The following is a 15,232-nucleotide window of genomic DNA, read 5'->3' on the forward strand; positions in this document are numbered from 1 at the left end:
CCATCGGCGATGATGACACGCCCCTTCCGTCCCATGCGAGACATTCGACACAAATGAGGGGGTGCTCCTATGGCCGATCGCACCGTGACCACCCACCTCAAGCTCGGGGTGAGCGGCTTCACCGCCGGGGCGTCGACCGTCAAGCGGGACTTGAAGTCGATGAACGCCCAGTTCACGGAGACAGCGGGGTTTGCCAGCGGGTTCCGGTCCAAGCTGGAGGCAGCGGTTCGGAAGATGCCGCCCATCAAGATCGACGCGGACTCCAGCCCTGCGGACGTCAAGGTCGCCGCACTGCGCGATCGGATGGAGAAGCTGGCCCAGAAGAAGATCGGCGTCGATATCGACGCCGGCCCGGCGATGTCCGAGCTAGCCGAGCTGGAGGCCGAGCTCGCCGTCGTCCAGGACGGCGCATCGTTCGAGGTGCGCGCACAGGTCGGGCAGGCCATGGCTGAGCTGGGCACGGTGCTCGCAGAGATGCGGCGCATCGACGGCCAGACCCTCGACGTCAACGTAGACGTCGACACCAACCTCGCCCTGCAGTCCCTCGGCCTGCTCGGCAAGGCCGCCAGCGCGATCGGCCCCCAGGCCGTGGCCGGGCTGGAGACGCTCGGCTCGGTGGGCCCCGGTCAGGTGGCCAAGGTCGGTGCCGCCATCGCGCTGCTACCGACCGTCGCCCAGGTAGCAGCCAGCGGCATCGTCTTCGCGCTGGGAGCTGGCCTGGCTGCCGTGGGCATCCAGTCGGCCGCCCAGTCGGAGCAGGTGGCCAACCGGTGGGGACGGGTGGGCATCGTCATCAAGCGCGAGCTGGCCGACGCCGCGCAGCCGCTGGAAGGCAGCCTGCTTCGTGCCGCTGACCTGGCACTTTCTACCTTCCAGAAGATCAAGCCTGCCCTGGCGCGGATCTTCAAGGGCCTTGTCCCCGATATCGACGCGTTCCTTGCCGGCGTGGCCAAGGGGATCCAGCAGCTGATGCCCCCCCTGGAGAAGGTCAGCGGGAGCTTCGGCAAAATGCTGACGGCGCTGGGTCAGCAGATGCCTGAGATCATGACCACCCTGGGTGAGACCTTCGAGTTCTTCGCCAAGCAGCTTGACGAGGACCCGCGCATGCTCGCGGACCTCGTACAGGATGCGACGGATCTGCTCAAAGTCGGCGCGGAGGTGCTCGCCTGGGCGGATGACGTCAAGGCCATCGCCATGTCTCCGCTCGATCCGGAGGGGACCGGCAACTGGCTGTCCAAGTTCTTCCTCGGCGGCTCACTGCCGGAGGAGATGGAGCGGTCGCACACTACGGTCAAGAACCTGACCGGTGCCGTCAGCGAAGCCTCCCTCGCCATCACCAAAGCCCAGATCGCGGCCGAGCAGAACGCCGGGTCGACGGGCAAAATGTCGATCAGTGCTGCTCAGGCGGCGCGGGAGTACGACAACCTCTCCGGCAAAATCAGCAGCCTGGTGTCGCTCACGTCGGGGGCGATCCAGACGGAGATCGGTTGGCAGGCCGCGCTCGACCGGGCAACGGAGGCGGCGAAGAAGAACGGCGAGGCCACCTCGACGACCACCGAGAAGGGCCGGGCGAACAAACAAGCTTTGATCGACCTGGCCACCGCAGCGAACAGCTACCGGCAGTCCCTGATGGACGCGGGTACGCCGATGGCTGAGGTCGCGGCCAAGTTGGAGAGCCAGCGCGCGGCATTCATGAAGACCGCCGATGCGATGGGCTTCTCGAAGAAGGAGGCCGCCAACCTGGCAACCGCCCTCGGCCTGGTGCCCGGCGCGGTGAAAACGGACGTCAAGTTGCCGGGCGGCAAGGAGGCGAACGAGCTCCTCAAGGAGTACCAGCGGAAGCTGAAGGAGCTCGACGGCAAGGTCGTCAGCACGACGATCCAGCAGACGACTGTTCGATACACCCGCGAACAGCTCATCAAGAAGGCCCAGCGCGCGGGCGGCATCCTCCGGTACGAGGCCGGCGGCATTGAGGCGTACGCGGCGGGCGGGAAGCGGCCGGGTCCGCACATCGTCAACAAGCCGACCGTGTTGTACGGCGAGGGCGCCGCCCCGGAAGCCTTCATCCCGTACGAGTCCCGCTACCGGAAACGCGCGATCGATCTCCTTAGCAACGTCGCCAGCGACTTCGGCCTGGAGGTCTACAGCGCGAAGGCCTCCAAGCAGACCGGAGAGCTGACCGGCACCCTGGAATCCACCCGCGCGAGCATCACGGGCGAGCTGTCCCGGGCGACTGGTGAGCTGACCGGCACCCTCGGTGCGACCGGCTCTCTGACCGGGACGATCGAGCGCGTCGGTGAGATCGGCGAGGCCATGACGGGCGGCTGGGTCGAAGGCTCGGCCGCCCTGGGCGAGGCGGTCACCGGGATGGGCGACACCGTGGCGGGCGAGATCGACGGGCTGACCGGGTCGGTTTCGGCACTGGCCAGCGCGGTGACCGGCGCGAAGGCGGCGGCCGAGGAGCAGGGCAGCATCTCCGGGACCAAGGGCAAGGACGACGACGATCCCGGCTGGATCGCCGGCAGCGGCCCGAAGTCGAAGAAGAAGCCCAAGAAGAAGAGCAACACCGGCAGCATCACGGGCGAGATCAGCTCGATCACCGGGACCCTCAAGCCCAAGCCGCGCCCGATCGAACCGCGGATCGCGGCCTACGCCAGAGGCGGGATCGTCACCTCGCCCACCCTGGCCTGGGTCGGCGAGCGGGGAGCCGAGGCGGTCATCCCGCTCACGGATCCGCTGCGCGGCCGGGCGATGCTCCGCCAGGCCGAGGCCGCGCTGCCCGGCGTGCGGAACGTCGCGCGCGAGAGCCGCCCGCAGCAGGTCCGGTTCTCCGCCCCGGCCATGGCCGCGGCCTCGGCTGGAGGAGTGGGGCCGGGTGGCATGCAGATGACGGGCCCGGGCGGCATCACCATCAACGTCAACCTGGCCGGCGCCGTCGTCCGGTCGGAAGCCGACCTCAACCGAATCATCAAGGGCGTCGGCATGGAGGTCGGCCTGCGCGCCCCTCGCATGTAGGGAGGCCCCGGATGGGGTTGCAGGGATACACGCCGGCCGACCTGGCCCGGCTGAAGAGCATCCAGACCAACGCCGGCGCCACCAAGCCGGATGTGCGCGAGCCGATCGTCAACGGCCGCCGCGTCCGGATCGTACGGCGGCGCACTGACGCGCCCGGGGTGCTCGTGCTGACGCGCGAGTACCACCGGGTGCACGGAGATCACAAGGACGTGGAGGTCCGGGTGCCGCTGATCCGGGCCCGGCTGGGAGGGAGACGCTGATGGTGCGAGCACACGAGCGGCGCCGGGCCGGGCTGCTGCTGGAGCTGGCGGTCGAGGACGAGCTGGGCGTGCTCCTGGACGCCAAAGACGCCCACGCCGAACAGGGCAGCGAGGAGTCGAGGGCGGCCAAGCGCGCGGCGATGGAGTCGCTGGCTGAGACCCGCCGCTGGCTGCGCGCCCTGGAGGCGATCCGCAAGGCCGACCTGGCGCTGGCCGAGCTCGACGGCCGCTCCGACCGCGAGGCGGTCGAGGCGCGGGAGGCGCTGCAGGAGCGCCTGGCCGAGCTGCACGCCAAGCACGGCCCGCTCATCGAGGCGATGGCTGAGCTCGGCGCCGGGATGCCGCAGAGCCCGGCGACAGAACTGCCGCCGGGGTCAGTCAACGTGCAGCCGTCGACCGCGCGAGCGCAGACGAACGTCGGGGAGGGGATCTGACATGGCGTGGAGCGCCTCGGGGATCATGGTGGCGTCCTACGTGGACAAGTGGGACGACACCCAGCTCGCCACGGACATGACCAGCGAGACCGACATCAAGGCCGCGTTCTTCAAGTCCACCGTCACCCCGAACTTCACCACCGACACCGCCTACAACGCGGGCACGTGGCTGCTCGCGAACGAAGCGGCCGGCGCGGGCTACACCGCCGGCGGTCTGGTCCTGACCGGGACAACGTTCCTGGCCGGTTCTGGGAGCGCGGTGTTCGACGCGAACAACATCAGCATCCCGTCCAGCACGATCACCGCCGAGGGCTACCTGGGCTACGACGACGCGCACGCCGACCGCGCCCTGTGGGCCACCTGGTTCGGGGCGGTCGAGGAGACCCAGGACGGCACGTTCCTCGTCACTCACGATCCGGGCGGCATCTACGCCCTGGACCTGACTCCGTAGGGGGCGTGTGTGGCAACGGTCAAGCAGGTCCTCCTGCCAGAGGAGGCGCTGCACCTAGGCAGCAACATCGCCCCCTACGACAAGGTCAACGGCACCAACCTCCCCGTCTCCCGGCTGCTGTACGACGCCACGGCGGACGAGGCCGCGTTCTGGTCGTTGGAGGCCGTCAACTACGGGTCGGGCAACTGGACCGTGGAGCTGATCTGGTACGCGGTCAACGCCACCACCGGCACCGTCCGGTGGGGCGTGTCCCTGGCCGCGATCACCCCCGAGTCCGACAGCCAGGACATCGAGACCAAAGCGCTGGCCACCGAGCAGACGGTCGACGACGCCCACCTCGGCACCACCAGCAAGCGGCTGCACAAGGCCACCGTGACCTTGTCCAACCTCGACAGCGTGGCCGCGGGCGACTGGGTCGCACTCCGCGTCCGACGGATCGGCTCCAACGGCGCCGACACCCTCGCCAACGACGCCGCCCTCGTCCAGGTCCGCATCTCCTACTCCGACTCCTAGGAGGCAGCAGATGGCGGTCCGGATCTCGGCCGAGGCCAACCGGTACAGGGCTACTATCGCCAGCCCGCCGACCAGCAACCAGTGGTCGGTAGCGTTCTGGATCAAACCGGTCGTGGCGACGGGCCGTATCTGGTCGCTCAACAACGCCTCCACCGGCGCCGATGAGATGCTGTTCAGCGAGACGGGCGAGTTCCGGCTCATCGCCGGCGACACCGGCCACACCGGGCCGGCGGCGGCCGCCGGCGTGTGGCACTACGTCGGCTACAGCAACAACGGCGTCAACGGCATCTGGGTGATCCGCACCCTCACCGCCACCAGCTTCACTGTCCTGACCTGGTCGGACGGCAGCGCCAGCAGCAACCAGTTCTCCCGGCTAGCGCTCGGCGACCACTACGAGGGCGGCGTCCCCATGGACGGGTCGCTCGCGGCCTTCCGCTGGTGGTCGGCCAGCCTGTCGCAGGCCGAGCTGGAGGCCGAGTGCTTCCGGCAGATGCCCAGCCGTACGGCCGGGCTGCGCGGCTGGTACCCGCTCATCCGCACCACCGACCTGGCCGACCTGTCCGGCAACGGCAACACCCTGACCGGCGGGACCGGCGCGGCGCAGGACGACGGGCCCGGCATCCCCTGGAGGCAAGGCCACCGGCGGATCTTCCTGCCCGGTGAGGTCCCCGCCGAGGCGACACCCCCACTGATCACCGGCGTGGCGAGCGTCCCCACCCCGGCGATCTCGCTGGGCCGGAACGTCGCAGCTCCGCTCATCGGCGGCACCTCATCGGTGCCGACACCGAGCATCTTCGTCGGCGGCGGCGTCACTCCCGTCGAAGCACCCCGGATCGTCGGCACCGCCGCGGTGCCCGCACCGGACGTCAGCACAGTCAAGAACGTGGCCGTGGCGGCGCCGCTCATCGCCGCCCGCGCGCTCGTCCCGGCTCCGACGGTTTCCGTCCCGGTTAACCCGGGCGACGACCTGACCGGGCACGGCGAGCTGTCCTACAACGGGTTCAAGCTCTCCGCCGGCACGTACACACTGATGCGGCTGACCGGCACGCCGTGGGACATGGCCCCGCTCGACAACGGCGACGTGCCCCATCCCAGCGCGCACGGAGCGCTGGCGGGCCAGAAGCTCGCCCAGGAGCGGATCGTCACCGCCGAGTTCCAGATCACCTGCCCCAACGACACCGAGGCGGCCGAGGCGGCCGCGCTCGCCTTCCTGGACGGCCTGCCCGTCCCGGACGCGGACGAGCAGCTCCCGATCGCGATCCAGATCTACAACACGGTCTTCATCGGGTACGGCGCCTGCATCAACCGGGACGCCCCTGTCGAACAGCTCGCCGTCCTGGGCTTCATCCCGGCCAGCGCCCAGTTCGCCATGGCCGACCCGCGCTTCTACAGCCGCCAGTTGCTGAGCGCCACCGTGCCCGACGGCGGCGACGTCGACGTCAACAACGCCGGCAACACGCCGACCAGGCCGCTGATCCGGATCCCAGGCCCGGCCAACCAGCCGCTGATCGAGATCACCCGCATGCTGCCCGACGGCACCGAGGACGTGCGCGTGCTGGAGTACGACGTCGAAATCCCGGCCGGGCAGGCGTTGGTGATCGATGTGGCGCTCGGCACCGTCGCCCTCGGCGAGGTCAACGAGTCCCAAGCCAGGACGAACCAATCCGTCAGCATCCCGGACATGGTGCTCGGCAAGGGGATCAGCACGATCGCCTACGAGAGCGAGACCGGCAGCGCCCCGCCCGCGGTCGTCCTCTGGAAACACGCCTACCTGTAGAGCAGCCAGCAACCCAAGGGGGTGAGCTCGTGCCGGCCGAGACTCGCTCTCTCGTCTCCCGCGTCGCCCCCGGCGCGGTGGCGCGCGGCGCCGCCCAGCCGGGCGACATCATCCTCGCCTGGAGCACCGCGAGTTTCGGGGCCAACGCGGACCTGACCATCACGGGCGGCGGCACCTGGCAGCCGATCGGCGACTTCCCGGCCACCTCCTGGGCGGGAGCCCGCGTCTGGGGCAAGACGATCGGCCCGGATGAGCCGGAGGAGTACACGGTCACCCAGGACCCCCTGGCTGATGGCGTCGTCATCTTGCACGTCATCCGCAACGCCACCCTGGCCGGCCTCCAGGTCACCTTCGACACCAGCAACATGGCGCCGGGCCTGACCCCCTCCAGCCCCTCAGGAATCGAGATCCGCTACTCGGCCGGCATCCAATCCTTCGGCGCGACCACGTGGGCGGCCCTGCCCGGCTACACCCAGGACCAGGTCCAGACCGGGGCGATCACCGCCACCCTCGCCGCCCGCCCCTACGCCTCCACCTCCGAGCTGGACGCAGCCGGGATGCTGGCTACCCCCACCCCCACCGCCCAACGGGCCGTCACGCTGCTCATCCGCTCGACGGACACGGGCGGAGGATCGGGTGGCGGAAATACTCCCACACCGCAGCCGTTCCCGGTCTACGCGCCAGCCAAGGGCCTGTCCCTCGCCCGCTACACCGCCCACGACCTGCTCACCGGAGAGTTCCGCGGGGACCTGACGTCCATGGCCGTGCGCGGCTACGACCGGCGTATCGGCGACGTCGGCGCGTTCGCCGGCGAGATCCCGCTGGGGTCGGCCCGCGCCGCCCGGCAGATCCGGGACATCATCCCCGAGGACGAGACGAACCTCTCGTCGGGCCCGGGACGCACGGTGATCCACTGCTGGCGCGACGACCAGCTGACCGGCATCTACTGGATCCACACCGCGGTCGAGCAGCGCGGCGCCCGCGGCGGGGTCGCCCTCGGCTTGCAGGGCGTCACTCTGGACGGCTACCTCGCCCACGTCGCCCTGCTGGCCGGCATCAACCTCGAAGAGGGCGACCAGATCGCCAACGCTCGCGCGCTGCTGCAGATCGCGATGGACGACCCCGGCTCCAACATCGGGCTCACCCTCCAGGCCGGCCTGTCCGGGACGGACCGGCCGCTCGTCGCCGACCAGGACGCCTACATCGGCCAGATCCTGCAGAACTACGCCCGCGTCGACGGCGGCTTCGAGTCGGTGATCAACCCGCGCATCGTGGGCGGCAACCTGCTCCGCTCCTGGGAATGGGGATCCCCCAAGATCGACCACCCCGAGGTCGAGCACGAGTTCGTCGAAGGCGAATCCGGCGGCACCATCGTGTCCTGGTCGCGCACCATCAGCGCGCTGTCCGGCCACACCCGCCTGGCCGTCGTCGGCGGCACCCCCGAGCAGACCGACATCACCACCGCGTCACCGCCCACCCGGTCCGAGCTGCTGACCGCGACCGCTCACCGCGCGGCCGGCTGGCCCATCATCGACAAGAGACTGCGGCACGACTCGGCGGACCAGGCCGAGGTCGACGCCTACGCCTCCTACTGGGCCAGCCGCACACAGGGCTCGCCCCGCGTGTTCGAGTGCACGGTGCTACTCGGCAAGGGCTCCAGTTGGACGCCGAACTGCCTGGGCCAGTACGCGCGCATCACCCTGAACAACCCGCGCTACCCGCTCCGCAACGGCAGCCCGTCGTTCAACAAGCGGATGCGGATCATCGGCTGGTCCCTCACCCCCGCCCAGCGCAACGAGGGCCGCGACACCCTCACCCTCACCCTCGAACAGGAGGCCCTGTAGATGGGTATGCCGATGGACCCGTTCGCCGGCACCGCAGTGCACGACCCGGTCCGGATGCTGCAAGAGCTGTCGACGCGCATGTCCAGGGTCGAGCAGCTGCTGGGCCAGCGGCCAGGAGTCCCGGTCACGAAGACGAGCGGGCCGCTGTTCCTGCCGAACGGCGTGCCATCCACCCCGTCAGGCGGCATCTACCTGTTCGCCAGCGGCGGGGACTTCTGGTGGCGCAGCAGCGACGGCAGCGAGTACAGCGGCATCCCGCCCGAGGTCCCGTCCGCCGGCGCTGTGTTCGACCCGGTCGGCTACAACGTCTCCAACGCGCCCGGCAGCTACAGCTCCTCCCACAGCCAGGCGCTCGTCGACGGCCTGTTCTCCGTCGGCAACCGGCTGGTCGCGACCCTCGACGCGCTCAAGAGCGCCGGGCTCATGGACTTCGCCTAACCCCTGATCGTGGCCGCCCGCCCTCCCATTGGAGGATGCGCGGGGCGGGCGGCCCGCTTCCCACCCGCCGCGGCGCTTTGCCGTATCACCTGCGAGGAGCCGTGTTTGAGCATGTCCGTTGAAGAGCCCACCCTCGGTGAGGTCGCCCGAACGCTGGAGAGGTTCGAGCGGAACTCAAGCGACCGGTTTGCCTCTCTCGCCACCAGCATCTCCCTCATGGTCACCCGCGACCTGTACGAGGCCCACCGCACCGCCCTCCTGGAGGACCTCTCGCAGATCCGCGAGGAGCAGAAGCGGGAGAAGGACGGGCGGGCGGCCGACCGGCGCATGGTGCTGTCGGCGCTCATCGCCGCAGCGCTGGCCTTCGTCATCGGCATCTTGAACGTCGCAGTCATGAACGGGATCGGAGGCTGACCATGAACGTCGTCACCCGCGCCGAGTGGGACGCCCGCTCCCCTGAGGGGCCCGTCTACACGGTCCCCTGGGCGAGCAGGACGGAGTTCTTCGTCCACCACACGACCGGCCCCACTACGCAGACCGTGCGCAGCATCCAGGCGTTCCATCAGGGCCCGCAGCGCGGCTGGGCAGACGTGGGCTACAACTTCCTCGTCGACGACCGCGGACGGCTATTCGAGGGCCGCGGCTGGCTGGCCGTCGGCGCGCACTGCCCCGGGCACAACCGCAGCGGTGTCAGCGTCGCGTACATCGGCGACAACAGCCCCTCCCCGGCCGCGCTGCGCGCGATCCGCTGGCTGTACGAGGAGGCATGCCGCCGCGCCGGCCGGAAGCTCCGGATGCTGGGCCACGGCGACCGGTACGCCACCGCCTGCCCAGGCCCGCGCCTGGCCGCCTGGGTCGACGACGGCATGCCCGTTGATACCCCCAAGCCCGCCCGGCCCGCCGCGCCGCGCCGTCCCGAGCTCCAGCCGGGCGACTCCTCCCCGCACGTGATCCGCATCCGGAAGGCGCTCGGCGCCGCCAACCAGACCTCCCGGGACTACACGCCTGAGGACTACGACCTGATGACGCTCGTCACGCGGTTCAAGGCCAAGCACAAGCTCGGCACCGGCTACGGCTGGACCGCCGCCTGCTGGGCCGTACTCGACAAGGAGAACCCCTCATGATCGGTAAGAAGACCATCGCCGCATCGGCCGGCGCCGCCGTGCTCCTGCTCGGCGCGGGCGCCGCGTCGGCCGCCTGGAAGGAGCCCGCGGGCTCGTACGGCGGGTGCGTCGCCAAGAGCACCGGCCAGCTCCGAGTGCTCGAGCGCGACAACCTGGCGAAGTCGGTGGACGGCGCGTGCAACAGCCGGGAGAGAAAGCTCACCTTCTACAGCCGCGCGGGCGTCGACAAGCTCGTCAAGCCGCTCAAGGGCTTCGAGCTCACCTTCGACGGCGTCACCGCCGTCTGCAAGCCGGGCGGCACCGGCACCTCCGGACTGCCCAAGTTCGCCTGCGTCAAGGCGACCCCCACCCCGGCCCCGAGCTCGTCGCCTACCAGTCCCTGACCCTCGAGGGTCAACGCTCCCCGACCCTCGAGGGTCAACCCCGCCCCGAGCCTCCCGGCCGGGGCTTCGTCATCTCCGAAGGAGAGGCACATGTCCCTGTCCGACTGGCTCGTCTCCTGGCTGCGCACCAACGTCGCCGCCTGGATCCCGTCCCTCGCCGCCTGGCTCGCCTCCTACGGCGTCGACCTCCCCGTCGCGCCCGCCAGCGTCGTCCTCGTCTCCCTGGCGATCTCCGGCTACTACACCGTCGTCCGCCTCCTGGAGGCCGTCTGGCCCGGCGCCGGCGTGCTGCTCGGCTGGAAGGCCGCCCCGACGTACGGCAAGGCGCCGGACCGGACGCCGGGCTATCACCCGGGTGTGCACTCCGACAAGGCGTTCTAGCCGTACGCACGTCCGAGGCGTACCGTGGACCTCGCTACACCGCTCGCCTTGGGAAGATCGCCCCCGCTCGTCCTCCGGGACGGGCGGGGGCGCTTTCGTCGTGCTCAGGAGCGGCTGATCTCGGCCGTCTCACCCCTGGCTATGCACTGCCACATGTCCAGGCTGTAATCCCCTTGAGACATCATCAGACCGGCCTGCGAAATCGCCTTCTCGATCCCGCTGGCCAGGTTGTAGCGAGTAGCCGACGCCCGCTGCATCATCTCGTCGGACAGGCGGACCAGGACGCGACGGGAGGCGTCACGCCAGGCCCACGCCTCCACCTCCTCGGCGTACTGCCCGCCGACACTGATCTCGGCTTCGCGAAGGGCGGTCACGGCGCTGGCGAGGATGTCTTCCGCACCGAGGATCTCCAGCACCAGCGAGCGACTGTAGCCACGCACGCCAGTGGCCGCGTAGCTCGCACGACGAGCGATCTCGTTGGCGGACACGCCCGCAGCCTGGGCCGCGCGGATGGCGTCGCGGATGGCGGTGTCTGCGTCGCGGATGGTGGTGGTGACGGCCTCGGCGAGCTCCGCGGCGGCCTTGTCGACAGCGGGCGTGAAATCTGTCCTAGCGGCCTTCTCGGCGGCGGTTGCGATGTCGGATCGAGCGGCCTTCTCGGTGGCACTCTCGAACTCGGCCTGAGCGGCCTTCCCGACCTCGATGACGGGCTCTATCCGACGAAGAGACCAGCCGGTGGTCTCGGCGAGCTGGTCGAGGGCGAGCTGCCCACGCTTCCACCTCATCGCCTGGTCGAAGTGCTTGGCGACCTGGGAGACGGTGGCGTCTTCGACACCCGCGGCCACCAGTTCGGCGGAGAGCTTGCGGGCGGTGTTCTGCTGGGCCTTGCTGAGCTGGTTCCAGGTCATGTTCTGCTCCGTGTCTGTGATCGGCTACCCCAGAGCATACGGTACAGATTTAGACCAGTCCAAATCTGTACCGATCTAAATCTAAACCGACCCGGTAGTCGGCTATGCGAACAGGGCTTCGAATGCCCCTGTAGCCTGGGACCGGGCGTCCGGTCTCGGGGAAGGGTCCGGACGCCCTCCCTATCTCAGGCCCGCGCGCCGCACCTCGCCGCGGCCATCGCAGCGCCGGCACGTGCCGTACGCCTGCCCGTTCCACGAGCTGACCTTCCGGCCGGGCGAGCGACGGCAGCGCGGGCACGCCTTCATCGGGTGGCGCCGCCGGTCCCAGCACCAGTAGGCGAAAGCCAGCGTCACGAGGGCGAGCATCAGCTCCATGGCGTGTTCCTTCCAGCCCTCCGCGGGGCCCGGAGAAGGCGAATCAGGGGGTGCCGCCGCAGGGTCTACCGCCTCTACCTCGCAGGTCAGCGGCGGTAGAGGCGGGGTAGACCCTCTTCGGCGGGTAGAGGCCGGGATAGACCCCGGCTCAGGCTGCCGCGTAGAGCTGCTCGATGTCCTGGCGTCGGTAGCCGTTGCGGTTGATGCCGTCGATCACAACCTGGCCTGGAGCCACGCCGTGCGGCTTGAGCACCTGCGCGATCCGGGCGGCCGACCAGCCCGGGCCGAGATGCTCGACCAGCTCGCCGGTGTGCATCCGGTCCGCCTCGCCGAACGCGGCCAGGATCTCCTCGACCGGATCCGTCGCCACCGCCTGCACAGCGGGCGGCAGCATCCCGGCCGCCCGGCGCAGCTCGTACGCCACCGCCGCCACGTCGGCCAGGTCCGTGCCCGTGTCGTCCAGGAAGTACGAGCGCAGCTTCACCGGGTCGGCGCCGTCCGCGTCCAGGATGCCGACGCCACGGTGCGAGCGCGGGATCTCGGAGGCGTCGTACCCGGCGCCCGCCGCCCCCTGGCCGAGCACCGCGTTGGAGGCCGTCTTGTCCGGGCAGCGCATCGCCCACCTCAAGCTGCACACGCCCTTGAGCGGGCCGGGGATCGCGTCCACCGTCATCCGCTGCGAGGCGAGCACCAGCAGGATCCCCGCGGCCGGGCCGCGCGAGGCGATGTCCACCATCAGCTCGACGATCTCCTGGCCGTGCGGCGAGGTCACGTAGTAGCGGGTCTCGTCCACGATGGTGAGCTCGATGTCGACGCCGAGCTGGCGGCACAGCCCGGGAGACAGCTTGGTCGAGCCGCCGGCGTCGTCAAGCAGGTCGAAGACGCGCTCCATCTGGGCCTGCATCTTGCGCAGGTGCGCCAGCAGGCCGGCCGCGTTCCGCTTCTCCGCCGTGTGGGCGATCTTCCGCCAGGCGCGGTGGTCGCCGGCGCCCTTGCCGTCCCACAGGTGGATCTTCGGCGTGACCGCGAGGGCGGCGGTGCCGATGATGCCGTTCACCGCGGCGCTCTTCCCGGCGCGCGGCTCCCCCGCGACCAGGAGGGAGGCGTCCACGAGCCGTAGGCGCACCTCCCGGCCGCGCGCGTTGACCCCCGCCGCGATGCCCGCCCAGAAGTCGAGCGGCTCCGTACAGCCGAGCAGCGGGGACGGGTGGACCTTCAGGAACGGGTCGGCCTTGGCGACGAAGATGGGCAGCTGCCCGGCGTTGCCGTCGATCGTGTCGAACACCACCTGCGACTCGCCGACTCCCAGCGCGGACGCGAAGTCGCCTTCCTTGCCGAGGCAGGCGCGGGCCCTGTCGCCGGGGGTGAGCTGGAGGATGGTCGCCCAGCCGCCGTCTTCGCTGATGACCGGCTCGGCGAGCCGCATCCCCTCGGGCCGGCCGAGCTTCGCCGCGATGGCAGCGCGCACGACGACGTCCTCCTTCGGGGTCTTGCCCTTGCCGAGCCCGGCGAGCGGCCGGGCCGGGCGGTGCTTGACCCGCCTGGCCGTCTCGGCGACCGTGCCGGCCGTGACGACCGCGCCGGCGGCGACGAGGGCCGCGGTGGTGCCGGCCATGTAGGCGCCCATGCTGGCCACGGCGACGTAGCCGGACGCCGCCAGCCACGCCGTACGGCGCCGCCGCGTCCTGACGCTCTCCAGGAACTTGAGGTCGTCGGTCTTGGCGTAGTCGTCGGCGCGGATCCACCGCCAGGCGGTCTTGGCCAGCAGGCTGGTTCCGGCCGCCGGGGTGGTGCTCGCCCGGTAGAGGGCCCGGCCGGTACGGCTGACGTACTGGCCCTGCCGCGCCTTCTGGAAGACAAACCGAACGCCGCGCCGGGGCCGGGTCCAGAACTCGGGTGACGTCTGTGGGCGCGTGAACGTGTCGGTCATGAGGTCGCCTTGGCGAGCATCCCGAGGTACGCGCGCAGGCCGGTCGCGCGCTCCTGGCCGATGCGCAGTTCCCGCTTCAGCCGGGCCAGCGCGGGCGTCTTGCCCGCCCCGAGCTCCTCGGCGTACCTGAACGCGGCGGTCGAATAGAGCGCGTCGGGGACGGGTCCGAGGACGGCGATCTCCGCAGGCAGGAGCGGGTTCGGCGCGGGTACGTGCACGGGCTGCGCGGGCTCGGCGGGGGCCTCTGCCGTACCCGGCGCGGGAGCCTCGGCGAAGGCCTCGCTCACGGGCTCCACGGAGGCCTCGACGGCGGGGAGGGCGGCGGGTTCGGGGGCGGGTGCGGCGTGCAGGTCGCGGGAGATCATGTGGCCGAGTCCGGCGCCCATCCCGAGGACGAGCACGGGCAGGCAGGAGACGGCGGTGGTGACCCACGCGGGGGCGGTGGTGTACCCGTGGGTGGCGAGCAGGTGGTAGGCGATCTGGCCCAGCATGCCGAGTAGCAGCGAGCCGAGCGCGCTGACTCCGGCGAACCGGCGGGTGCTCGCGCTCAGCGCGGGGTGGGTGTTGAGCCACGCGGACAGGGCGAAGGCGGCGTAGGCCTCGACGCCGATGGGGAGCATCACCGCGGTGTTGATGGCGACGTCGTCGAGGATGCCGGGGAGTGGCTTGACGACGCCGAAGCCGGTCTTCTCGCCGAGGCCTACCCAGCCGGACCAGGTGGCGACGGCGGCGGGGAGGGCGAGGAGGATGAGCGGCCAGCGGCGGGGCGCTCGCGGTACGGCTGGCGCGGCGGGGGCCGCGATCGTAAGGTCGGTCATGTCTCGGACTCCAAGGTCAGATTGGTGTCTGGGTCGGAAGGACCCCGCTCCGGTTGCCGCCGGGGCGGGGCTTCTTCGTGTTGGGGGCGCGACCGGCCGGGAGAGATGCAAGGTCGACCGGCCGGCCGCGCGGTCTACGCCTCGCCCAAGTGGACGAGGAAGTCGCGCAGGATCTCGACCGCCCGCGCCTTGGCCGCCTCCACCGACGGATGGATCTCCTGGGCCGGGTAGCCGGTCGGCCCGGGCAGGTGCGGCTGGAGACTCGCCCTGGAGTACAGGTTCTCGATGCAGAACGCCCTGACCTTGCCGACGTAGCCGTACGTCCACTCCGGGACACGTTCGGACTGGACCCAGGCGATGGCGGTCGGAGTGGTCACTCGGCCAGGTCCTCGCGCGGCTCGTGGCGGCGGAAGCCGACGGCCTTGATCGGGCTCTGGGGGCACACCACCGCGTCTTCGGCGGCCGGGGCGTGCTTGCGGAGCCAGCGGGTGCGCATGTCGTTGAGGACGAGCTCGTGTCCGCAGTATCGGCAGACCGTCGCGGTGGCCGTATCGTGTCCCATTAGGTCGCACCTTCCCGTG

General features: G+C 70.5%; 18 protein-coding genes. 12 read left to right on the forward strand and 6 right to left on the reverse strand.

The annotated features are described in order from the left end of the window. Positions 1-69 precede the first annotated feature (69 nt). From ACIBG7_RS15250 to ACIBG7_RS15305, 12 genes are all read left to right on the forward strand, one after another. Positions 70-3,015, forward strand: coding sequence for a hypothetical protein (locus ACIBG7_RS15250; protein ID WP_397336572.1), 2,946 nt, complete (start codon positions 70-72; stop codon positions 3,013-3,015). Between the two features lie 11 nt (positions 3,016-3,026). Beyond that, positions 3,027-3,275: a hypothetical protein gene (locus tag ACIBG7_RS15255; RefSeq protein WP_397336574.1), complete on the forward strand. Its 249-nt coding sequence runs from the start codon at positions 3,027-3,029 to the stop codon at positions 3,273-3,275. After that, a complete protein-coding gene (locus tag ACIBG7_RS15260; protein WP_397336575.1) occupies positions 3,275-3,709 on the forward strand; it encodes a hypothetical protein in 435 nt (144 codons plus the stop codon). The genes ACIBG7_RS15255 and ACIBG7_RS15260 overlap by 1 nt, the downstream gene beginning before the upstream one ends. A 1-nt stretch (position 3,710) precedes the next feature. Beyond that, complete coding sequence (locus ACIBG7_RS15265; protein ID WP_397336576.1) at positions 3,711-4,160, forward strand: hypothetical protein; 450 nt, start codon at positions 3,711-3,713, stop codon at positions 4,158-4,160. Between the two features lie 9 nt (positions 4,161-4,169). After that, complete coding sequence (locus ACIBG7_RS15270; RefSeq protein ID WP_397336577.1) at positions 4,170-4,673, forward strand: hypothetical protein; 504 nt, start codon at positions 4,170-4,172, stop codon at positions 4,671-4,673. 10 nt (positions 4,674-4,683) lie between these two features. Beyond that, positions 4,684-6,450 carry a hypothetical protein gene (locus tag ACIBG7_RS15275; protein ID WP_397336578.1) on the forward strand — a complete coding sequence of 589 codons (1,767 nt, stop codon included), beginning with the start codon at positions 4,684-4,686 and terminating at the stop codon, positions 6,448-6,450. A 29-nt stretch (positions 6,451-6,479) separates the two neighbouring features. Then, positions 6,480-8,294 carry a hypothetical protein gene (locus ACIBG7_RS15280; protein WP_397336579.1) on the forward strand — a complete coding sequence of 605 codons (1,815 nt, stop codon included), beginning with the start codon at positions 6,480-6,482 and terminating at the stop codon, positions 8,292-8,294. Beyond that, entirely contained in the window at positions 8,295-8,732 is a 438-nt protein-coding gene (locus ACIBG7_RS15285; protein WP_397336580.1) for a hypothetical protein, read from the forward strand. A gap of 216 nt (positions 8,733-8,948) precedes the next feature. Then, entirely contained in the window at positions 8,949-9,146 is a 198-nt protein-coding gene (locus ACIBG7_RS15290) for a hypothetical protein (protein WP_397336581.1), read from the forward strand. A 2-nt stretch (positions 9,147-9,148) separates the two neighbouring features. Then, complete coding sequence (locus ACIBG7_RS15295; RefSeq protein WP_397336582.1) at positions 9,149-9,856, forward strand: N-acetylmuramoyl-L-alanine amidase; 708 nt, start codon at positions 9,149-9,151, stop codon at positions 9,854-9,856. Further along, positions 9,853-10,239, forward strand: a complete 387-nt coding sequence (locus ACIBG7_RS15300; RefSeq protein ID WP_397336583.1) for a hypothetical protein — start codon at positions 9,853-9,855, stop codon at positions 10,237-10,239. Before ACIBG7_RS15295 ends, ACIBG7_RS15300 begins: the two co-directional genes overlap by 4 nt. Positions 10,240-10,329: 90 nt before the next feature. Beyond that, entirely contained in the window at positions 10,330-10,620 is a 291-nt protein-coding gene (locus tag ACIBG7_RS15305) for a hypothetical protein (protein ID WP_397336584.1), read from the forward strand. A gap of 104 nt (positions 10,621-10,724) precedes the next feature. On the opposite strand, the gene ACIBG7_RS15310 is transcribed toward ACIBG7_RS15305, so the two are convergent. From ACIBG7_RS15310 to ACIBG7_RS15335, 6 genes are all read right to left on the reverse strand, one after another. Beyond that, complete coding sequence (locus ACIBG7_RS15310) at positions 10,725-11,528, reverse strand: hypothetical protein (protein WP_397336585.1); 804 nt, start codon at positions 11,526-11,528, stop codon at positions 10,725-10,727. Positions 11,529-11,708: 180 nt separating this feature from the next. Next, positions 11,709-11,903, reverse strand: coding sequence for a hypothetical protein (locus ACIBG7_RS15315; protein WP_397336586.1), 195 nt, complete (start codon positions 11,901-11,903; stop codon positions 11,709-11,711). Between the two features lie 148 nt (positions 11,904-12,051). Beyond that, a complete protein-coding gene (locus tag ACIBG7_RS15320) occupies positions 12,052-13,833 on the reverse strand; it encodes an FtsK/SpoIIIE domain-containing protein (protein ID WP_397336587.1) in 1,782 nt (593 codons plus the stop codon). After that, complete coding sequence (locus ACIBG7_RS15325) at positions 13,830-14,651, reverse strand: hypothetical protein (RefSeq protein WP_397336588.1); 822 nt, start codon at positions 14,649-14,651, stop codon at positions 13,830-13,832. Before ACIBG7_RS15325 ends, ACIBG7_RS15320 begins: the two co-directional genes overlap by 4 nt. Positions 14,652-14,785: 134 nt before the next feature. Then, positions 14,786-15,028 (reverse strand): hypothetical protein, encoded by a 243-nt coding sequence (locus tag ACIBG7_RS15330; protein ID WP_397336589.1) that lies wholly within the window; start codon positions 15,026-15,028, stop codon positions 14,786-14,788. Next, positions 15,025-15,213: a hypothetical protein gene (locus ACIBG7_RS15335; protein ID WP_397336590.1), complete on the reverse strand. Its 189-nt coding sequence runs from the start codon at positions 15,211-15,213 to the stop codon at positions 15,025-15,027. Before ACIBG7_RS15335 ends, ACIBG7_RS15330 begins: the two co-directional genes overlap by 4 nt. Positions 15,214-15,232 lie beyond the last annotated feature (19 nt).

The sequence above is a fragment of the Nonomuraea sp. NPDC050328 genome, from assembly GCF_044459405.1.
Taxonomy (GTDB): Bacteria; Actinomycetota; Actinomycetes; order Streptosporangiales; family Streptosporangiaceae; genus Nonomuraea.